Raw genomic sequence first — 19597 nt, 5'->3', positions numbered from 1 at the left:
GCCTTTTGTCTTATTGATTAGCTTTTATTGCAGGCGACCATGGCACTGCTTGTATTTTTTACCGGAACCGCACGGGCAAGGATCGTTACGCCCAACTTTACGCTCGCCGGTTTGTGCAGCCAGCGCCGCTGCGGCTGCAGAGTCGTCATCCTGATGGCTAAGCTGCTGCATTTGCGCTAAACGCTCGGCTTCCATACGACGCTGTTGCTCCAGCTCTTCAACTTCTTCCGGCATACGAACCTGAACTTTGCTCAGCGTGCTAACCACTTCATATTTCAATGATTCCAGCATCGCCGCAAACATTGCGAAGGATTCACGTTTGTATTCCTGCTTCGGATCTTTCTGCGCGTAACCACGCAGGTGGATCCCCTGACGCAGGTAATCCATCGCCGCCAGGTGCTCTTTCCACAGGGAGTCCAGCGTTTGCAACATCACACCTTTCTCGAAGTGACGCATCATCTCGGCGCCAACCACTTCTTCTTTACGCTGATACACTTCGATGGACTGCGCCAGAATACGCTCACGCAGCGTCTCTTCATGCAGCTCTGGCTCTTTGTCCAGCCACTCGGCAATCGGCATATCGAGATCGAAATCGTTTTTCAGACGCTCTTGCAGCCCAGGAATGTCCCACATTTCTTCCAGTGATTGTGGCGGAATGTAGGCATCGATGGTCGCTTTGAACACATCTTCACGAATGCTGTTGATGGTTTCGCTCACATCGCTGACATCCAGCAGTTCGTTACGCTGGGAGTAAATGGCGCGACGCTGATCGTTAGCTACGTCATCGTATTCCAGCAACTGTTTACGAATGTCGAAGTTACGGCTTTCAACTTTACGCTGGGCGTTGGCAATTGCTTTGGTTACCCAAGGGTGTTCAATCGCTTCACCAGGTTTCATACCCAGTTTACGCATCATGCCGGAAACACGGTCGGAGGCAAAAATACGCATCAGCGCATCTTCCATCGACAGGTAGAAACGGGAAGAACCGGCATCGCCCTGGCGACCCGAACGGCCACGCAACTGGTTATCGATACGACGAGATTCGTGACGTTCTGTACCGATGATATGCAAACCACCTGCTGCCAGAACCGCGTCGTGGCGTACCTGCCAGTCAGCTTTAATTTTTTCAATTTGCTCTGCGGTCGGGTTTTCCAGCGCGGCAACTTCTGCCTGCCAGCTACCGCCGAGCACAATGTCAGTACCACGACCCGCCATGTTGGTCGCGATAGTCACAGCCGCCGGATAACCCGCCTGGGCAACAATCGCAGCTTCGTTGGCGTGGAATTTGGCGTTCAGAACGTTATGCTTGATACCCGCTTTGGTCAGCTCGTTTGATACCAGTTCTGATTTTTCGATGGAGATAGTACCAACCAGCACCGGCTGGCCTTTCGCGGTACGCTCTTTGATATCTTCAATGATCGCCTGGATTTTTTCCGCTTCGGTCATGTAGACCAGATCCGGCAGATCTTTACGAATCATCGGACGGTTAGTCGGAACGACGACGGTATCCAGCTTGTAGATTGAGCTAAATTCGAATGCTTCGGTATCAGCCGTACCGGTCATCCCCGCCAGTTTTTCATACAAACGGAAGTAGTTCTGGAAGGTGATAGAAGCCAGCGTCTGGTTTTCGTTCTGGATCTGCACACCTTCTTTCGCTTCCACAGCCTGGTGCAGGCCATCGGACCAGCGACGCCCTTGCATGGTACGACCGGTATGTTCGTCAACGATGATAACTTCACCATCTTTAACGATGTAATCGACGTCGCGGGTAAATAGCGCGTGGGCACGCAGCGCCGCCGTTACGTGGTGCATCAGCATGATATTAGCCGGAGAATACAACGACTCGCCTTCGGCCATGATCCCTTCTTTCACCAACAGCTCTTCAATCAGCACCAAACCACGTTCGGTCAGGTTCACCTGACGAGATTTTTCATCAACCGAGAAGTGACCTTCGCCCTGGAAGGTTTCAGAGTCTTCTTTTTCCTGGCGGATCAGGTGTGGAATGATTTTGTTGACGCGCTTATACATTTCCGAACTGTCTTCTGCCGGACCAGAAATGATCAGCGGTGTACGCGCTTCATCGATCAGGATGGAGTCCACTTCGTCCACCAGCGCATAGTGCAGTTTACGCTGTACACGCTCTTCTGGGCTGAACGCCATGTTGTCGCGCAGGTAGTCGAAACCGTACTCGTTGTTAGTACCGTAAGTAATGTCGGCCGCATAGGCTTCACGTTTCGCTGGCGCAGGCATGCCCGGTAGGTTGATGCCGACGGTCATACCGAGGAATTCAAACAGCGGACGGTTGTTTTCGGCGTCACGCTGCGCCAGGTAATCGTTGACGGTAACAACGTGCACGCCCTTACCGGTTAATGCGTTCAGGTAAGCAGGCAGCGTTGCGGTCAGTGTTTTACCTTCACCAGTACGCATTTCCGCGATACAGCGTTCATTAAGAACCATGCCGCCGAGCAACTGAACGTCGAAGTGACGCATCCCAAAGACACGCTTACTTGCTTCACGCACAACGGCAAAGGCTTCCGGGATCAGGTTTTCCAGCACTTCGCCTTTTTCCAGACGTGCGCGAAACTCTGCAGTTTTTCCCTTCAGTTCTTCGTCGGAGAGTTTTTCCATCTCCGGTTCCATGGCATTGATGAGGTTGACGACTTTGCGCATCCGGCGCAGGGTGCGGTCGTTACGGCTACCGAAAACTTTTGTTAATAATTTGATTAGCATAATAAAATCTCAAACGCCCCGCAGTGCGGAGTTAATAAAATGAAATAAAGGTTTTGTCGTTATTAGCTAAGGCGTTGAGGGCCAGCACGGATACCTTGCGCCTGGCTGATCCAGACGGGCGTGCTGAATGCTGCTTGCGGAGTAAAATGCGCATAATCAATGCGATAACCATTTTCAGGCGGCGTGCCTTCCTGGGTCAGCAGCGCGCTGAGCGTATCCAGTAAAGCAAGATGTTGCGCCTGAAACGGTAAAGACTCTTCAGCAACGGGCAGCGTTTGCGGTGCCATTGCGAAGGAAAGATGACGGATTACCGTGCGAATTGCGTGTTGATGCCAGTAATCAACGGAATAGTTCGAGTTTGGGCGGCGCGTATTCGCTTCCAACAAGGCCAACTGACTAAAGTTAACTTTGGCGGAAGGCTCGTGGTTGCGGGTTGTCGCTTTTGCGGGCGCATTTGGTTCGGCGGCGTTGCTGAGCGCAGGCAAACCTAAACTCGCCGCGACCATCCCTAATAAGAGATGCGGCCAGAAGTAGCGTTTACCAAACTGTCGCCAGCGCGTCAGTATTCCACTCACGTTATTGCCATCCCAATCGTATTCAAACGTTTTTAGCGCACAAATCTTATCATTAAAGGCCGAAGTCCACAGCAGGAATGAAGATAAGTTGTGCGTAAAAGTGCTTAAGAAAACAGCGTTCGCACCGTTTCTTACGGCCCTGATAACAACTCAAAAAAAACGACTGGTTCACCTGGCCGGAGAGAGTGCCAGATTTGCCAGTCGAATTTTATACGACAGTATAAATGTCGTTATGCCAGTACCGTCGAAGGCGCTTTGAAGGCCAACGGCAGTTCTGCGTCGTCCTGGAAGGTCACATATTCCCAGGCTTCCTGTTTTGCCAGGACAGCCTGCAACAGTTTGTTATTCAGTGCATGACCGGATTTATAGGCGGTAAATGCACCAATAATATTGTGACCACACATGAACAAGTCACCGATCGCGTCAAGCATTTTGTGACGCACAAATTCGTCTTCAAAACGCAAACCGTCTTCGTTCAGTACGCGATAATCGTCAACAACGATGGCACAATCGAAGCTGCCGCCCAGGCACAAACCACGAGACTGCAGATATTCAATATCGCGCATGAAACCGAATGTACGCGCACGGCTGATCTGACGCATAAACGCATCAGCAGAGAAGTTCATCGCATAGCGTTGATTGCTGGAATCGATAGCCGGATGGTTGAAATCGATGGTGAAATCCAGCGAAAAACCATTATATGGCTTAAATTCAGCCCACTTATCGCCATCTTCGACACGAACAGTCTCTTTGATGCGAACAAATTTCTTGGCGCAGTTGAGTTCGTCGATACCAGCATCAAGCAGCAGGTAAACAAACGGAGCAGCGCTGCCGTCCATAATCGGGATTTCCGGTGCGTTAACTTCGATAACGATGTTATCGATGCCTAAGCCCGCGAGCGCAGCGTTCAAGTGCTCAACGGTTGAAATCCGTACATCATGCTCGTTGACCAGACACGTACAGAGCATGGTATCACGCACAGATTTGGCATCGGCCGGGAAATCTACCGGTGGATTCAAGTCGGTGCGACGATAGATGACCCCGGTGTTGGCCGGCGCAGGGCGTAACGTCAGGGTGACTTTCTTGCCGGTATGTAAACCGACACCCGTCGCCTGAACGATACGTTTAAGTGTCCTTTGTTTGATCATCGTATTATCTCGCCAAATTATCTATCCAACCGAAGTGTACTATACATTCGGCAGGCCAGTTTAGCACAAAGAGCCTCGTAACCCAAATTCCAGCTTATTCTTAGTCAGCTTGCTTACGCAAGAATGCAGGGATATCCAGATAATCAGGTTCTTTCGCGGTTTGCGGCGTATTGTCGTTCACCACTTTAGCGACCGGTTTCTGTTCCTGAGTCAGCGGTGCCATACCGTGCTGTTGGTAACGATCCATCACCGGCTGCTGAACTTGTTTATTGGTCACGAGAGTGATTTCAGGACGTTTGTCCATGCCGATGCCTGTTGCAACCACGGTTACACGCAGTTCATCGTTCATATCCGGGTCAAGAGATGTACCGATAACCACAGTCGCGTTATCCGAAGCAAATGCACGGATGGTGTTACCTACGGTTTCGAATTCATCCAGACGCAGGTCGAAGCCCGCCGTGATGTTAACCAGCACGCCGCGCGCGCCAGACAGGTCGATGTCTTCCAGCAGCGGAGAAGAGATAGCCATTTCAGCCGCTTCTTCCGCACGGTCTTCGCCGCTTGCCACACCAGAACCCATCATCGCGTAGCCCATTTCAGACATCACGGTACGAACGTCTGCAAAGTCGACGTTCATCAGACCCGGACGAGTAATCAGTTCAGCGATACCCTGAACAGCACCTTTCAGCACATCATTCGCTGCGCCAAACGCATCAAGCAGGGAAATACCGCGACCGAGCACCTTCAGCAGTTTATCGTTCGGGATGGTAATCAGTGAGTCCACATGCTTGGACAATTCAGTGATCCCCTGCTCCGCGAAGGCCATACGCTTCTTGCCTTCAAAGTTGAAAGGCTTAGTCACGACAGCAACGGTCAGGATCCCCAAATCTTTTGCAACTTCAGCAACGACCGGCGCAGCACCTGTACCAGTACCGCCCCCCATACCTGCTGCAATAAATACCATGTCTGCACCTTCCAGCGCCGCACGCAGTGCATCGCGATCCTCATCAGCCGCATTACGGCCAACTTCTGGATTAGCGCCAGCTCCCAGTCCTTTGGTTATACCACTACCGATCTGAATCGTCTGCCCAACCGCTGTTTTACGCAGCGCCTGTGCATCGGTATTTACCGCGAAGAATTCAACACCTTCAATGCGCTCACGCACCATGTGCTCAACAGCATTACCGCCGCCGCCGCCGACGCCGATGACTTTAATCACCGCGTCGTTGGTAAGTTCCATTGGTTCAAACATAGTTTCTCTCCGATATGTGCCTGTCGCCTGAGGCCGTAATCACCGTCGACCTCATAAAAATTAAAACTCTTTTCGCAGCCAACTATTGAGTCGCTTGATCCACGAGCCAACTGATGCTGTAACACGTTTTTCTACTTCCGCTTCACCGTTAAGATGTGACTCTTTCCCGTAGTGAAGCAATCCCACAGCCGTCGAGTAATACGGCTCCTGAGCATAATCAGTTAAACCAGTGATATTCAGCGGCGCGCCAATACGCACCTGCGTATGAAACACTCGCTGAGCGCAGGCGGCAAGACCTTCGATCTGCGCCGCGCCACCGGTTAATACAATGCCCGCCGCCAGGTGATGTTTCACACCTTGTTGGCGAAGCTTTTCCTGCAACTGCAATATCTCTTCGTTGACCAGATTGAGCAGCTCGGTATACCGTGGCTCAATCACCTCCGCCAGCGTCTGACGTTGCAGACTACGCGGTGGTCGCCCACCTACGCTCGGCACTTCCACACTCTCATCTTTACCAACGATGGAGCCTAACGCGCAGCCATGGCGAACTTTAATCGCTTCGGCGTCGCTTGGCGGCGTGCCAAAGGCATAGGCGATATCACTGGTCACCACATTGCCAGCATAAGGAATTACCTTGGTGTGGCGCAATGCCCCACCGGTATAAACGGCGATATCCATTGTACCACCACCGATATCGACGACGCAGACTCCCAATTCACGTTCGTCTTCCGTCAATACCGAATAACTTGATGCCAGTCCGGCAAATATCAGTTGGTCAACTTTCAGGCCACAACGTTCAACCGCTTTAACAATGTTTTTCGCCATATCATTGTGACATGTGATCAGGTGCACTTTTGCCTGCATTCGCACGCCGGAAAGCCCCACCGGGTTCTTGATCCCTTCCTGATAGTCAATCGCGTACTCTTGCGGGATCACGTGCAACACACGATGTTCATCACGCACGCGCACCGATTTCGCGGTATGGACGACGTTTTCCACATCTTCTTGCGTCACTTCTTCTTCAGAAATGGGCACCATACCTATTTCATTCTGACAACTGATGTGCTTACCAGAAAGCGCCAGATATACTGAAGAGATCTGACAATCTGCCATCAATTCTGCCTGGTCAATAGCGCGTTGTACGCATTTGACCACGGATTCGAGGTCGTTAACCCCGCCTTTATCCATACCACGTGACGGGCAACTGCCCACACCAATGATATTGACCATACCGTCGGGCAGAACTTCCCCTACTAAAGCGGCAACCTTCGCGGTACCAATCTCCAGTCCTACTACCAGTTTTCTGTCCGTCGCCTTGATCATTGTTGTTCTGCCTGTGCCTGATTTTGTTGCTGAGTAGATTCCTCTGGCGGCAAGGGCGCCCAGCCTACTGCCGCACCAGAGTCATAACGCAAATCAACGTAGCTAATCCGTTTGCCATCGGTTTGCGCCTGCTGCTGTAAAACCGGATAAAGTTCTACAAAGCGAGCCAAACGTTTCATCGTATCGCCCCGGCCAAGGTTGAGCTTAATATCGTTATTCAGCGTCAACTGCCAGGAACGCCGCGCGGTCATCGCCGCTTCCTTCAGAGTAAATCTGTCCTTTGCCAGCATCTGCCCCATTTCGCGATAGCCCTGCAACACTTCATTTGCGCTGCCTTCCGGGCCATACAACATCGGGAGCACCTGCTTGCTGGTGCGATCTGGTGGCACGCTGAAGGTATTTCCTTCGGCGTCTACCATATGTTGATCATTCCACCGCGCAATCGGCACATATTCAACCAGATGAATCTTCAATTCATCAGGCCACTGCTTTCTGACGCTCACCTGCTTAATCCACGGCAGGCGTTGTTCTATTTGCGTCTGGATGATGTTGACATCCTGGGTCATAAAAGTACCCGGCTCACCCAACGCCAGGATCGACTGCCGGATATCGTCATTACGCGTGTAATGCCGTTCACCGGTCAACACCAGCTTTGAGAGCGGCAGGCGTTGCGCATCTTCCATCCAGCCCAACACGACCCAGCCGCTCACCAACACTGTCGTTAAAACCGTCAGCAGGAAAAGGATCCCCGCCAGACGTGTTCCATTATTGCGGCGAGAAGAAATCTCTTCCTCGCTGTTTCGCGTGTTCAGAGCAGCCTGCGACATATTAGTCCGCCAGTTCCAGAATTCGTACTACCAACTGCGAGAAGCTTAACCCCGCCTGACGCGCCGCCATCGGCACCAGACTATGGCTGGTCATACCCGGTGAGGTATTGGCTTCCAGCAGATAAAACTGTCCATCACTGTCCAGCATGACGTCAATACGCCCCCATCCTTTGCAGCCTAAAGTCGTCCATGCTTTCAGCACTAATGCCTGCAAATTGGCCTCTTGTGACGCTTCCAGACCTGCGGGGCAGAAATACTGTGTCTCATCAGAGAGATACTTTGCCTCATAATCATAGAAGGTTCCGGCGGGTTGAATACGTATTGACGGTAAAATTTCTTCACCGAGTATCGCAACCGTGAACTCCGGCCCACTTAGCCATTTTTCAATCAATACTTCTTCATCGTGCTGAAATGCCAATCTTAATGCATCTTGTAGAGCATTTTCTGCTACTACTTTTGACATTCCAACGCTGGAACCTTCGCGACTCGGCTTGACAATAAGCGGCAAACCTAAGGCAGAAATTTCTGCTAACTGCTTATCACTAAGGCCTTTTTCAAATTCTGCGCGGGTTAATGCCACCCACGGCGCTACCGGTAAACCTGCTCCCTGCCACAGCAATTTGCTGCGTAGTTTATCCATTGAAAGCGCAGATGCCATCACCCTGCTGCCGGTATAAGGTAGCCCCATCAGCTCGAGCATGCCCTGCAATGTGCCGTCTTCACCGCCGCGCCCGTGCAGAGCGATAAATACTTTCTGAAAGCCCATCGCCTTCAGTTGCGTCACGTCGACTTCTTTCGGATCGACAGGATGCGCGTTGATACTGCCTTCACGCAGCCCGGCTAACACTGCAGCACCAGAATTCAAAGAAACTTCTCTCTCTGCGGAGTTCCCGCCCAACAGGACCGCGATTTTATCAGTCATGTTGCTCTTCCTCCGGAGTTTGCGGCTTCAGTTTGATTTCAGCTAAAGAACGAGCAATTTTTCCGATATTACCCGCCCCCTGCACAAGAATCAGGTCGTTACCAGTTAATACCGGTGCTAACATCTCGGCTACCTGCGCCGGATCAGGCACCAGAATGGGATCAATTTTCCCACGTCCACGAATTGTACGACACAACGAACGGCTGTCCGCTCCCGGAATCGGTGCTTCGCCAGCCGGATAAACGTCCAGCATCAATAAGGTATCGACCTGGGTCAGGACATTGGCAAAATCGTCATACAGATCACGAGTGCGGGTGAAACGGTGCGGCTGAAACAGCATCACCAGGTTTTTATCCGGCCAGCCAGCACGCGCCGCTTTAATCGTGGCATCCACTTCTGTCGGATGGTGGCCGTAGTCATCGACCAGCATTGCTGTACCGCTTTTACCGTTGACCGGCTCCAGCGGAAACTCACCGAGGAAATCAAAGCGACGACCGGTTCCCTGGAAGCTCTCCAGCGCACGCAGAATAGCGTCGTCGTCAATCCCCTCTTCCGTGGCGACCGCAACCGCAGCGGCAGCGTTCAGCGCATTATGACGGCCTGGCGCATTCAGAGTAACGCGCATCGGCTCTTTGTCCTGGCGCAGCAACGTAAAGTGCCCCTGCGGGCCAATCTGCTGATAATCTTCCACACGAACGTCAGCATCTTCACTGAAACCATAAGTGGTAATCTGACGGCCAACGCGCGGTAACAACTCACGGATCACCGGGTCGTCAACACACATCACCGCACGTCCGTAAAACGGCAGGTTGTGCAGAAAATTAATAAAAGTCTGTTTTAAATTCTCGAAGTCACCCTGGTAGGTATCCATGTGATCGGCTTCGATATTGGTGACAATCGCCACCATCGGTTGCAGATGCAGGAACGATGCGTCGCTCTCATCCGCTTCGGCAATCAGGTAACGCCCGTGACCTAAACGCGCATGAACACCCGCCGCTTTTACCAGCCCACCGTTAACGAAGGTCGGGTCGAGGCCCGCTTCTGCGTAGATGCTGGAAACCATCGCGGTGGTGGTGGTTTTACCGTGTGTCCCGGCAATGGCGATGCCATGACGAAAACGCATTAACTCAGCCAGCATTTCCGCACGACGAATAACCGGAATACGCGCTTCATGGGCAGCAACAATCTCTGGGTTGTCAGCAGAAATCGCGCTGGAAACAACGACCACGCTGGCGTCACGCACGTTTTCCGGGCGATGGTTGAAGTAAATCGTCGCCCCCAGATTCATTAACTGCTGCGTGACCGGATTTGGCGCTAAATCGGAACCACTGATCTGATACCCTTCATTGGCCAGAACTTCGGCAATACCGCCCATACCGGCACCACCGATGCCGACAAAGTGTATGTGCCGAACGCGACGCATTTCGGGCACGATGGAACGCAGTTTTGCCAATTGTTGTGTATTCATTCTTTACGCCATTAACTTCTCAAATTCATGCGATGCAAAAGGCATCGCCACAATTACGCCCGGGCAGCCCGGCTCACTTCATTTGCCACTCGCTCGGTGGCATCCGGAATGGATGCAGCACGGGCGCGTTCTGCCATGGTTAATAAGGTTTCTCGCGACCACCCGGCCAGGGTGTTGGCGACAGCGTCCACAGTAAGTTGCGGTTGCTCGATAATTTTGGCTGCGCCCGCTTTTTCCAGCGGCAGCGCATTCCAGTATTGCTGGCGGTCTTTATGCTGAAACGGCACAAACAATGCCGGTAGCCCCGCCGCGGCGATTTCACTCACCGTCAACGCGCCGGAGCGGCAAACAACGACATCCGCCCATGCATAGGCCGCCGCCATATCATCAATAAATTCTGTCACTTTATGCTGCGGTTGCCCCGCTTCGGCATAAGCCTGTTCAACAGATTGTTGCGAACCTTTGCCACTCTGATGCCAGATAGTTACCGTATCGCCCAGCTTTGCTGCGACCTGAGGCATTGTCTGGTTAAGAATACGCGCGCCCTGCGAACCGCCCACCACCAACACACGAATCGGGCCTTCACGCCCGGCCAAACGTTGCTGCGGTAACGGCAGCGCCAGCACATCGGTACGCACCGGGTTACCAACCACTTCCGCATTGGGGAAAGCGCCAGGAAACGCCTGCATCACTTTGGTGGCAATTTTCGCCAGCCATTTATTGGTCAAGCCTGCAATGCCGTTTTGTTCGTGAAGTACAACCGGAATGCCTAACGACCATGCTGCCAGACCACCTGGCCCGGAAACGTAACCGCCCATCCCGAGCACCACATCAGGCTTGTAAGCTTTCATAATTGCCCGCGCCTGCCGCCAGGCGTTAAAGATACGCAGCGGAGCCACGAGTAATGCTTTGATCCCCTTACCACGCAGGCCGGAGATACGAATAAAGTCGATCTCAATACCGTGTTTCGGCACTAAGTCCGCTTCCATACGATCGGCAGTACCCAGCCAGCGAACTTGCCACCCCTGGGTCATTAAATGGTGCGCAACCGCCAGCCCGGGGAACACATGTCCGCCAGTACCGCCAGCCATCACCATTAATCGCTTCCCTTGACCACTCATCGTGAACCTCGTGCAAACGCCTGCGCTTTCTCCAGACGCGTTTCATAATCAATACGCAACAGCATCATGATGGCTGTCGACATAATCAGTAAACTCGAACCACCGTAACTGATCAGCGGCAATGTCAAACCTTTGGTCGGTAGCATCCCTGCCGCCGCGCCTACGTTAACCAGCGCCTGGAAACTAAACCAGATGCCAATTGAACAGGCGAGAAAACCAGAAAAGCGGTGGTCAATTTCTAACGCTTTACGGCCAATCGACATCGCACGAAAAGCGACGAAGAATACCATTAAAAGCGCCAGCACCACACCGATATACCCCAGTTCTTCTCCGATAATGGCGAAAATAAAGTCAGTATGCGCTTCCGGCAGATACTCCAGTTTTTGTACCGAGTTACCTAAACCTTGCCCCCACAATTCGCCACGACCAAACGCCATCAATGATTGCGTCAACTGATAGCCGCTGCCGAACGGGTCTTCCCACGGGTTCCAGAACGCGGTAACGCGGCGAATACGGTATGGTTCAGCGAGGATCAGCAACACAACCGCTGAAATCCCCATGCCGATAATGGCAATGAATTGCCATAATTTCGCCCCCGCCAGGAACAGCATCGCCAGCGTGGTCACAAACAACACCACCACCGTACCGAGGTCAGGCTGCGCCAGCAGCAACACTGCCAGTACCAGAATCACCCCCATCGGTTTCAGGAAGCCGCGCAAGTTATTACGCACTTCGTCACCTTTGCGCACCAGATAGTTGGCGATATAGCAAAACAGCGACAGCTTAGTCAGTTCCGCAGGCTGAATACGCAGCAGGCCGAGATCGATCCAACGCGATGCCCCTTTAACTGAGCTACCCACCACCAGCACGATCATCAGCAAGATGATTGACCCGAGCAGCATTGTGGCGCTGTAGCGCTGCCAGAACTCCATCGGCAGGCGCAGCGTAATGATCGCCAGAATGAACGCCAGGATCAGGTAAACACCATCACGCTTCGCGAAGAAGAACGGATCGTTGGTTAAGCGTTGCCCGATGGGCATTGACGCCGAGGTCACCATGATAAAGCCAATCGCCGCGAGGCCGAAGGTCAGCCACAGCAAGGTACGATCGTACATGATCAGGCTGTCGGTATCTTTTTCCCGCGAGCCCATCACCCAGCCCTTCAGCGCCGTGGAGATCCAGACCAGGATACTGAATCCCGGCAGACGCGGCATTTTCAGGCGAGGGAAAGATAAACGCATCAACCAAACTCCTTCGCCAGACGAGCAAATTCATTGCCCCGTTGTTCAAAGTTCTTGAACTGATCGAGGCTGGCACAGGCCGGAGAGAGCAGAACCATATCTCCCGGTCGCACGCGCGGAGCCAATAGACGCATCGCCTGCTCCATGGTTTCGGTTTGTTCAGCCACTTCCGGGCGTAAAGCCGCTAACTGCGCACCGTCGCGACCGAAGCAATACAGACGAACGTTATCGCCATTCAGATAGCGCGCCAGCGGACTAAAATCCGCCGATTTGCCATCGCCGCCTAACAACAAGTGCAGCGTACCGTCAACATGCAAGCCGTTTAGCGCGGCTTCCGTACTGCCGACGTTGGTAGCTTTCGAGTCGTTAATCCAGCGTACGCCATTGTGCTCAAGCACCACTTCAAAGCGATGCGGCAGACCGGTAAAAGTCGTTAGCGCTGTCAGGCTGCTGGCTCGCGGTAACCCTGCGGCATCCGCCAGCGCCAGTGCCGCCAGCGCATTGGTGTAGTTATGTTGCCCTGAAAGTTTCATCTCTTTCACGTTCAACACTTTCTCACCTTTCACCCGCAGCCAGGTTTCGCCCTGCTGATGATTCAGGTGATAGTCACCCATGTTGACGCCAAAGCTGACGCAACGTTCATCCGCACCGCGGATCGGCATCGTTAAGGCATCATCGGCATTAACCACGCAAACTTTCGCATTTTCGTAAATGCGCAGTTTTGCCGCACGATACTGTTGCAAACCAAACGGATAACGATCCATATGATCTTCAGTTACGTTCAGAATGGTCGCTGCCACCGCCTGTAAACTGGAGGTTGTTTCCAGTTGGAAGCTCGACAGTTCCAACACGTACAGTTCGCACTCATCATCGAGTAACATCAACGCTGGCAGACCAATGTTGCCACCGACGCCAACGTTAACACCTGCTGCTTTCGCCATTTCGCCCACTAAGGTGGTGACCGTACTTTTGCCGTTAGAACCCGTGATCGCCACAATCGGCGCTTGCGCTTCGCGGCAGAACAGTTCGATATCACCAACGATTTCGATTCCGGCATCGGCAGCGGCGCTTAAGGATGGATGCGCCAGCGCAATGCCGGGGCTGGCGACAATAAGATCTGCCGCCATCAGCCATTCATCATTAAGACCGCCAGTATGACGTTCTACCGTTTCGGGTAATTTATCCAGGCCAGGCGGTGTCATACGCGTATCCATAACGCGCGGCGTCACGCCGCGAGCAAGGAAAAAGTCTACGCAGGAAAGCCCGGTGAGGCCCAGGCCGATAATGACGACATTTTTACCCAGGTAATCAGCCATGATTAACGCACCTTCAGCGTTGCCAGACCAATCAGGACCAGCATCAGCGAAATAATCCAGAAACGCACGATGACACGCGGTTCCGGCCAGCCTTTAAGTTCATAGTGGTGATGGATCGGCGCCATGCGGAAAATACGTTGCCCGCGCAGTTTAAAGGAGCCGACCTGCAAAATAACCGACAGGGTTTCGACAACAAACACGCCCCCCATAATCACCAGCAGGAATTCCTGACGCAGCAGCACAGCGATAATGCCCAACGCGCCACCTAACGCCAGCGAACCAACGTCGCCCATAAAGACCTGCGCGGGATAGGTGTTAAACCACAGGAAGCCCAGCCCTGCCCCGACTATCGCGGTGCAGACGATAACCAGCTCCCCGGCGTGTCGCAGATACGGTATATGTAAGTAGCTGGCAAAGTTCATGTTGCCGGTAGCCCAGGCCACCAGTGCAAAACCACCTGCGACAAAGACGGTCGGCATAATGGCCAGACCGTCGAGGCCATCGGTCAGGTTTACCGCGTTGCCCGTACCGACAATCACAAAATACGCCAGCAGGATATAAAACAAGCCTAACTGCGGCATCACATCTTTAAAGAACGGCACCACCAGTTGCGTTGCTGGCGTGTCTTTTCCTGCAAGATAAAGTGCGAAAGCAACGCCCAACGCAATCACCGACATCCAGAAATACTTCCAGCGCGCGATCAAACCTTTGGTGTCTTTGCGCACGACTTTGCGATAGTCATCAACAAAACCAATAATGCCGTAACCGACCAGCACCACCAGTACGCACCAGACATACGGGTTGGAGGGATAAGCCCACAAGATCACGGAGACGACAATCGCAGTCAGGATCATGATCCCACCCATGGTCGGCGTGCCGCGCTTACTGAAGTGTGATTCAGGGCCATCGTTACGAACAACCTGCCCGAAGGAGAGTTTTTGCAAATGAGCAATCATGCGCGGGCCCATCCACAATGAGATGAACAGCGCAGTCAGCAGGCTGACGATGGCGCGAAACGTCAGATAGGAAAAGACGTTAAAGCCGGAATAATATTTGACCAAATGTTCGGCCAGCCAAACTAACATGTCCCATTCTCCTGTAAAGCGCGTACTACCTCTTCCATGGCAGCACTACGTGAACCCTTAACTAAAATCGTAATCACCTGTTGCTCTGCAATCAGTGATTTAAGACGCGTAATCAACGCGGATTTATCAGCAAAATGTTCGCCAGCACCGCTGGCGGTGCTGATAGCATGGCTTTGCTTGCCCACGCTTAACACGCGGTCAATACCAGCCGCCTTCGCCGCTTCCCCCACCTGGACATGACAGGCATCACTTTCAGCACCCAGCTCGGCCATATCACCAACCACCAGCACGCGATAACCCGGCATTTCAGCCAGTACCTGAACTGCGGCGGTCATTGAGCCAACATTGGCGTTGTAGGAGTCGTCGAGCAGCAACTGGTTTTCCGCCAGTTGAATGGGGAACAGACGACCAGGAACAGCTTGCAGATTTGCCAGTCCCGTTTTGATGGCATCAAGCGTTGCACCCACGGACATGGAGAGCGCCGCGGCAGCCAACGCATTTGCGATATTGTGACGCCCCGGCAGCGGCAGCAGAACATCGACGCTACCTGTTGGGGTTTGCAGCGTAAATTCAGTACCATGTGAAGTCACATGGATATTGGTAGCGGTAAAATCGCTGTTGGCGGCATTTGGCGAAAAACGCCACACTTTGCGTGAGCCAATCACACTCTGCCAGTTCAGCCAGTCGTTGTTATCGGCATTCATGATAGCGATACCGTTTTCTGGCAGGCCGGTAAAGATTTCGCCTTTCGCTTTCGCAACACCCGCAAGCGAGCCGAAACCTTCCAGATGCGCAGCCGCCAGATTGTTGACCAGTGCGGCTTCCGGACGGGTCAGGCTAACAGTCCAGGCAATTTCGCCCTGATGGTTAGCGCCAAGCTCAATGACCGCGTAATCGTATTCCGGCCTTAAACGCAGCAGCGTCATTGGCACGCCGATGTCGTTGTTGAGATTGCCAGCCGTATAAAGCGTGTTGCCACACTGACTTAAAATCGCCGCGGTCATCTCTTTCACAGAGGTTTTACCGGAGGAACCGGTCAGGGCAACCACACGAGCAGGAACTTGCTGACGAACCCATGCTGCCAGTTCACCAAATGCCAGACGCGTATCGTTAACGATTAACTGTGGCAGGTCGATATCCAGCGGACGGCTAACCAGCAGCGCGCCCGCCCCTCCAGCTTTCGCCTGGTCGGCAAAATCATGGGCATCGAAACGTTCGCCTTTCAGGGCGACGAACAGACAGCCAGGCGTCAATTTACGGGTATCGGTGGTTACGGCGTCAAGGGTGATATCAGCCCCTTTCAGTTCGCCGTTGAGAATATTCGCCAGTTGGCTAAGGGTTACACTAATCATGCGATTACCCCCAGCAAACGCGCCACCGTGACGCGATCGGAGTAGTCCAGACGCTGATTACCGACAATCTGGTAATCTTCATGGCCTTTACCCGCGACCAACACGACATCATTTTCTTTCGCCTGCATAACGGCGCACGTTACCGCTTCGGCGCGCCCTTCCATCACTTTGGCATGTCCGGCGTCTAACATCCCCGCCAGAATATCGTTGATGATGGCACGCGGCTCTTCAGTACGTGGGTTGTCATCCGTTACCACCGCCACGTCGGCAAACTCTTCAGCAATCGCCCCCATCAGTGGGCGCTTGCCTTTATCGCGATCGCCGCCACAGCCGAAGACGCACCACAGCTTACCCGCACAGTGCAGGCGCGCAGCCTGCAAGGCTTTTTCCAGCGCATCCGGAGTGTGAGCATAATCCACAACAACCGTCGGTTTGCCTGGCACAGTGAACACTTCCATACGTCCGCAAACCGGTTGCAGACGCGCGGCGGTTTTCAGCAGGTCAGCTAATGGGTAACCGAGCGCCAGCAGCGTCGCCAGCGCCAGCAGCAGGTTACTAACGTTGAATGCGCCCATCAGGCGGCTTTCTATTTCCCCATCGCCCCAGCTTGAGGTGAAGCGAATGGTCGCACCGCTGTCGTGATAGTTCACGCCAGTCGCTTTCAACCAGCGGCCATGACAGTTCGGATTGATATTTTCTTCCATCGACACGGCAACCGCGTCCGGCAATTTTGCCAGCCAGCGGCGGCCTACTTCGTCATCAGCGTTGACAATCGCCTGACCGCAATGATGTTCGGAGTAAAGCAACCATTTCGCCGCTTCGTAGTGTTCCATATCACCATGATAATCAAGGTGATCGCGACTTAAGTTAGTAAAGACCGACGCCGCAAATTTCAATGCCGCCACACGGTGCTGTACCAGCCCGTGTGAGGAAACTTCCATTGCGCAAAAAGTCGCGCCCTGATCCACCAGCCCCGCCAGCTCATGCTGAACGTCGACTGCCGAACCGGTGGTATTTTCCGTCGGGATCACTTTACCCAGCAGGCCGTTACCAACAGTGCCCATTACCGCGCTGGTTTCACCAAGCAGTTGGCTCCATTGCGCCAGAAGCTGAGTCGTTGTGGTTTTACCGTTGGTGCCCGTTACGCCCACGAGACGTAGATTGTCAGAGGGTTCATGGTAAAAGCGACCCGCCAGTGCTGATAAACGCTCGTTGAGCTGACTGAGATAGATGACTGGTACACCGTGCATTTCACGGATTTCACCGTCGGTCGCCTCATCTTTCGCCTCTGCAATAATGGCAGCCACACCTTGCGCTATCGCCTGCGGGATATATCGACGCCCGTCCGCCTGATGACCTACTACAGCTACAAAGAGATCGCCCGACGCAGCCACACGGCTGTCAAGTGTCATCTCTCGCAGTGCTCGCGAAGGTGCGTCTGGCACCCACGGAGCAAGAAGGTCGCGCAAATTACGATCTGCCACCTGTCCCCTCGCCTTGATTAATCACAAATTCATTTTTATCACCCGTTGTCAGCGCATCCGGCTCGATGTTCATGGTGCGCAATACGCCGCCCATGATGGCACCAAAGACCGGCGCGGAAACGGCACCGCCGTAGTATTTACCCGCCTGCGGATCGTTGATAACAACAACCAGCGCGAAGCGCGGCTGACTCGCAGGCGCAACGCCTGCGGTATAAGCAATATATTTATTGATGTAGCGACCATCCGGCCCGACCTTTTTCGCAGTACCGGTTTTAATAGCAATGCGATAGCCTTTAATCGCCGCCTTCACACCGCCACCGCCTGGTAGCGCCACGCTTTCCATCATATGTACCACGGTGCGGACAATGGATTCCGGGAAGACGCGCTCACCGGGAACCGGGGGGTCAACCTTGGTAATCGACAGCGGGCGATAAATGCCGTAGCTGCCGATGGTTGCGTAGACTCGCGCTAACTGTAACGGTGTTACCATTAGCCCGTAGCCGAAAGAGAAGGTGGCCCTCTCTATGTCAGACCACCGTTGTTTTTGAGGATATAAGCCACTGCGTTCTCCGACCAACCCCAAATTGGTCGCTTTTCCCAGTCCAAAACGTGAGTAAGTATCTACTAACGCTGAGGACGGCATCGCTAACGCCAGCTTGGAAACACCGACGTTACTCGACTTCTGTAAAACCCCGGTCAGGGTCAATTCGCTGTAGCGCGCCACGTCTTTGATTTCGTGGCCGTTAATTCGATAAGGAACGGTATTCAATACTGAGTTTTCCCGCACCACACCACGTTGCAACGCGGTCATCACCACCATCGGTTTAACCGTTGAGCCAGGTTCAAACACGTCGGTGATGGTACGGTTACGCATCGCCTCTTTCGGCGTGCCACTCAGATTGTTTGGGTTGTAAGACGGGCTGTTAGCCATCGCCAGCACTTCGCCGGTATTGACATCCACCAGCACGGCACTACCGGATTCTGCCTTGTTAAAGGCCACCGCGTTGTTCAGTTCGCGATAAACCAGCGCCTGCAGGCGTTCATCAATACTCAACGCAAGGTTGTGCGCCGCCTGGCTGTCGGTAGAAGAAATATCTTCAATTACGCGGCCGTAGCGGTCTTTACGCACAATACGCTCGCCCGGTTGCCCAGTGAGCCATTTATCAAAACTCTTCTCAACACCTTCAATCCCCTGGCTATCGACGTTGGTAAAGCCAATGAGGTGAGCGGTCACTTCGCCGGACGGATAGTAACGGCGGGATTCCTCACGCAGATGAATCCCCGGTAGTTTTAGTTTTTTGATGTAGTCAGCCATGTCAGGGTTAACCTGACGCGCCAGATAGATAAAACGTCCTTTCGGGTTGGCGTTAATGCGGGCTGAGAGCTGATCCAGCGGAATGTTAAGTGCGTTAGCGAGCGCCTTCCAGCGGTCACCGACGCTGATGCCGCCAGCGTCATGCACTTCTTTCGGGTCAGCCCAAATCGCTTTTACCGGTACGCTCACCGCTAACGGACGACCAGAGCGGTCGGTAATCATGCCGCGGGAGGTGGAGACTTGCTGAACGCGAAGAGAGCGCATATCGCCCTCTTTCACCAACATGTCCGGGGAGATAACCTGTAACCACGCTACGCGTCCCAGCAGAAAAGCCAGTGCCAGCAAAATACAGCCGCATAACAACGCAAAACGCCAACTGATAAAGTTGGCATGTTCTTCCTGACGTTTTGGTTTCTGCGTTTTCGCCGCTGCTTTCAT

At 53.3% G+C, this 19597-nt stretch carries 15 protein-coding genes; all 15 read right to left on the bottom strand.

Features of this window, described 5'->3' with window-relative positions; genetic code table 11:
• Positions 1–24: 24 nt before the first annotated feature.
• The gene (gene secA / locus A31E_RS00575) at positions 25–2730 is read right to left on the bottom strand and encodes a preprotein translocase subunit SecA (RefSeq protein WP_000905806.1); all 2706 of its coding nucleotides are present in this window, start codon (positions 2728–2730) and stop codon (positions 25–27) included.
• 62 nt (positions 2731–2792) lie between these two features.
• Entirely contained in the window at positions 2793–3305 is a 513-nt protein-coding gene (secM, locus tag A31E_RS00580) for a secA translation cis-regulator SecM (RefSeq protein ID WP_000014327.1), read from the bottom strand.
• 230 nt (positions 3306–3535) lie between these two features.
• The gene (gene lpxC, locus A31E_RS00585; RefSeq protein ID WP_000595484.1) at positions 3536–4453 is read right to left on the bottom strand and encodes a UDP-3-O-acyl-N-acetylglucosamine deacetylase; all 918 of its coding nucleotides are present in this window, start codon (positions 4451–4453) and stop codon (positions 3536–3538) included.
• Positions 4454–4553: 100 nt separating this feature from the next.
• Entirely contained in the window at positions 4554–5705 is a 1152-nt protein-coding gene (gene ftsZ / locus A31E_RS00590) for a cell division protein FtsZ (RefSeq protein WP_000462777.1), read from the bottom strand.
• Positions 5706–5765: 60 nt separating this feature from the next.
• On the bottom strand, positions 5766–7028 hold the full coding sequence (gene ftsA / locus A31E_RS00595; RefSeq protein ID WP_000588474.1) for a cell division protein FtsA: 1263 nt from the start codon (positions 7026–7028) through the stop codon (positions 5766–5768).
• On the bottom strand, positions 7025–7855 hold the full coding sequence (ftsQ, locus tag A31E_RS00600) for a cell division protein FtsQ (protein ID WP_000075732.1): 831 nt from the start codon (positions 7853–7855) through the stop codon (positions 7025–7027). The genes ftsA and ftsQ overlap by 4 nt, the downstream gene beginning before the upstream one ends.
• A gap of 1 nt (position 7856) precedes the next feature.
• Positions 7857–8777 (bottom strand): D-alanine--D-alanine ligase, encoded by a 921-nt coding sequence (gene ddlB, locus A31E_RS00605; RefSeq protein WP_016249609.1) that lies wholly within the window; start codon positions 8775–8777, stop codon positions 7857–7859.
• Positions 8770–10245 (bottom strand): UDP-N-acetylmuramate--L-alanine ligase, encoded by a 1476-nt coding sequence (gene murC, locus A31E_RS00610; RefSeq protein WP_001096039.1) that lies wholly within the window; start codon positions 10243–10245, stop codon positions 8770–8772. Before murC ends, ddlB begins: the two co-directional genes overlap by 8 nt.
• A 53-nt stretch (positions 10246–10298) precedes the next feature.
• Positions 10299–11366 carry an undecaprenyldiphospho-muramoylpentapeptide beta-N-acetylglucosaminyltransferase gene (murG, locus tag A31E_RS00615; RefSeq protein WP_000016580.1) on the bottom strand — a complete coding sequence of 356 codons (1068 nt, stop codon included), beginning with the start codon at positions 11364–11366 and terminating at the stop codon, positions 10299–10301.
• The gene (gene ftsW, locus A31E_RS00620) at positions 11363–12607 is read right to left on the bottom strand and encodes a cell division protein FtsW (RefSeq protein ID WP_001517743.1); all 1245 of its coding nucleotides are present in this window, start codon (positions 12605–12607) and stop codon (positions 11363–11365) included. The genes murG and ftsW overlap by 4 nt, the downstream gene beginning before the upstream one ends.
• Positions 12607–13923, bottom strand: a complete 1317-nt coding sequence (gene murD, locus A31E_RS00625) for a UDP-N-acetylmuramoyl-L-alanine--D-glutamate ligase (protein WP_000796427.1) — start codon at positions 13921–13923, stop codon at positions 12607–12609. The genes ftsW and murD overlap by 1 nt, the downstream gene beginning before the upstream one ends.
• Positions 13924–13925: 2 nt before the next feature.
• On the bottom strand, positions 13926–15008 hold the full coding sequence (gene mraY / locus A31E_RS00630; protein WP_000964135.1) for a phospho-N-acetylmuramoyl-pentapeptide-transferase: 1083 nt from the start codon (positions 15006–15008) through the stop codon (positions 13926–13928).
• Positions 15002–16360: a UDP-N-acetylmuramoyl-tripeptide--D-alanyl-D-alanine ligase gene (gene murF, locus A31E_RS00635; RefSeq protein ID WP_016249608.1), complete on the bottom strand. Its 1359-nt coding sequence runs from the start codon at positions 16358–16360 to the stop codon at positions 15002–15004. The genes mraY and murF overlap by 7 nt, the downstream gene beginning before the upstream one ends.
• A complete protein-coding gene (gene murE, locus A31E_RS00640; protein ID WP_016249607.1) occupies positions 16357–17844 on the bottom strand; it encodes a UDP-N-acetylmuramoyl-L-alanyl-D-glutamate--2,6-diaminopimelate ligase in 1488 nt (495 codons plus the stop codon). The genes murF and murE overlap by 4 nt, the downstream gene beginning before the upstream one ends.
• Positions 17831–19597 (bottom strand): peptidoglycan glycosyltransferase FtsI, encoded by a 1767-nt coding sequence (gene ftsI, locus A31E_RS00645; protein ID WP_000642204.1) that lies wholly within the window; start codon positions 19595–19597, stop codon positions 17831–17833. The genes murE and ftsI overlap by 14 nt, the downstream gene beginning before the upstream one ends.

This window comes from Escherichia sp. KTE159 (assembly GCF_000408805.1).
Classification (GTDB): Bacteria; Pseudomonadota; Gammaproteobacteria; order Enterobacterales; family Enterobacteriaceae; genus Escherichia; species Escherichia marmotae.
The sequence above is the reverse complement of the archived record's forward strand: the minus strand, read 5'-3'. Positions and strand labels throughout refer to the sequence as shown.

What these genes read in the sequence shown, in the direction of transcription:
- secA (WP_000905806.1), bottom strand. Translation starts at nt 2,730, where the DNA reads ATGCTAATCAAATTATTAACAAAAGTTTTCGGTAGCCGTAACGACCGC.
- lpxC (WP_000595484.1), bottom strand. Translation starts at nt 4,453, where the DNA reads ATGATCAAACAAAGGACACTTAAACGTATCGTTCAGGCGACGGGTGTC.
- ftsZ (WP_000462777.1), bottom strand. Translation starts at nt 5,705, where the DNA reads ATGTTTGAACCAATGGAACTTACCAACGACGCGGTGATTAAAGTCATC.
- ftsA (WP_000588474.1), bottom strand. Translation starts at nt 7,028, where the DNA reads ATGATCAAGGCGACGGACAGAAAACTGGTAGTAGGACTGGAGATTGGT.
- ftsQ (WP_000075732.1), bottom strand. Translation starts at nt 7,855, where the DNA reads ATGTCGCAGGCTGCTCTGAACACGCGAAACAGCGAGGAAGAGATTTCT.
- ddlB (WP_016249609.1), bottom strand. Translation starts at nt 8,777, where the DNA reads ATGACTGATAAAATCGCGGTCCTGTTGGGCGGGAACTCCGCAGAGAGA.
- murC (WP_001096039.1), bottom strand. Translation starts at nt 10,245, where the DNA reads ATGAATACACAACAATTGGCAAAACTGCGTTCCATCGTGCCCGAAATG.
- murG (WP_000016580.1), bottom strand. Translation starts at nt 11,366, where the DNA reads ATGAGTGGTCAAGGGAAGCGATTAATGGTGATGGCTGGCGGTACTGGC.
- ftsW (WP_001517743.1), bottom strand. Translation starts at nt 12,607, where the DNA reads ATGCGTTTATCTTTCCCTCGCCTGAAAATGCCGCGTCTGCCGGGATTC.
- murD (WP_000796427.1), bottom strand. Translation starts at nt 13,923, where the DNA reads ATGGCTGATTACCTGGGTAAAAATGTCGTCATTATCGGCCTGGGCCTC.
- mraY (WP_000964135.1), bottom strand. Translation starts at nt 15,008, where the DNA reads ATGTTAGTTTGGCTGGCCGAACATTTGGTCAAATATTATTCCGGCTTT.
- murF (WP_016249608.1), bottom strand. Translation starts at nt 16,360, where the DNA reads ATGATTAGTGTAACCCTTAGCCAACTGGCGAATATTCTCAACGGCGAA.
- ftsI (WP_000642204.1), bottom strand. Translation starts at nt 19,597, where the DNA reads ATGAAAGCAGCGGCGAAAACGCAGAAACCAAAACGTCAGGAAGAACAT.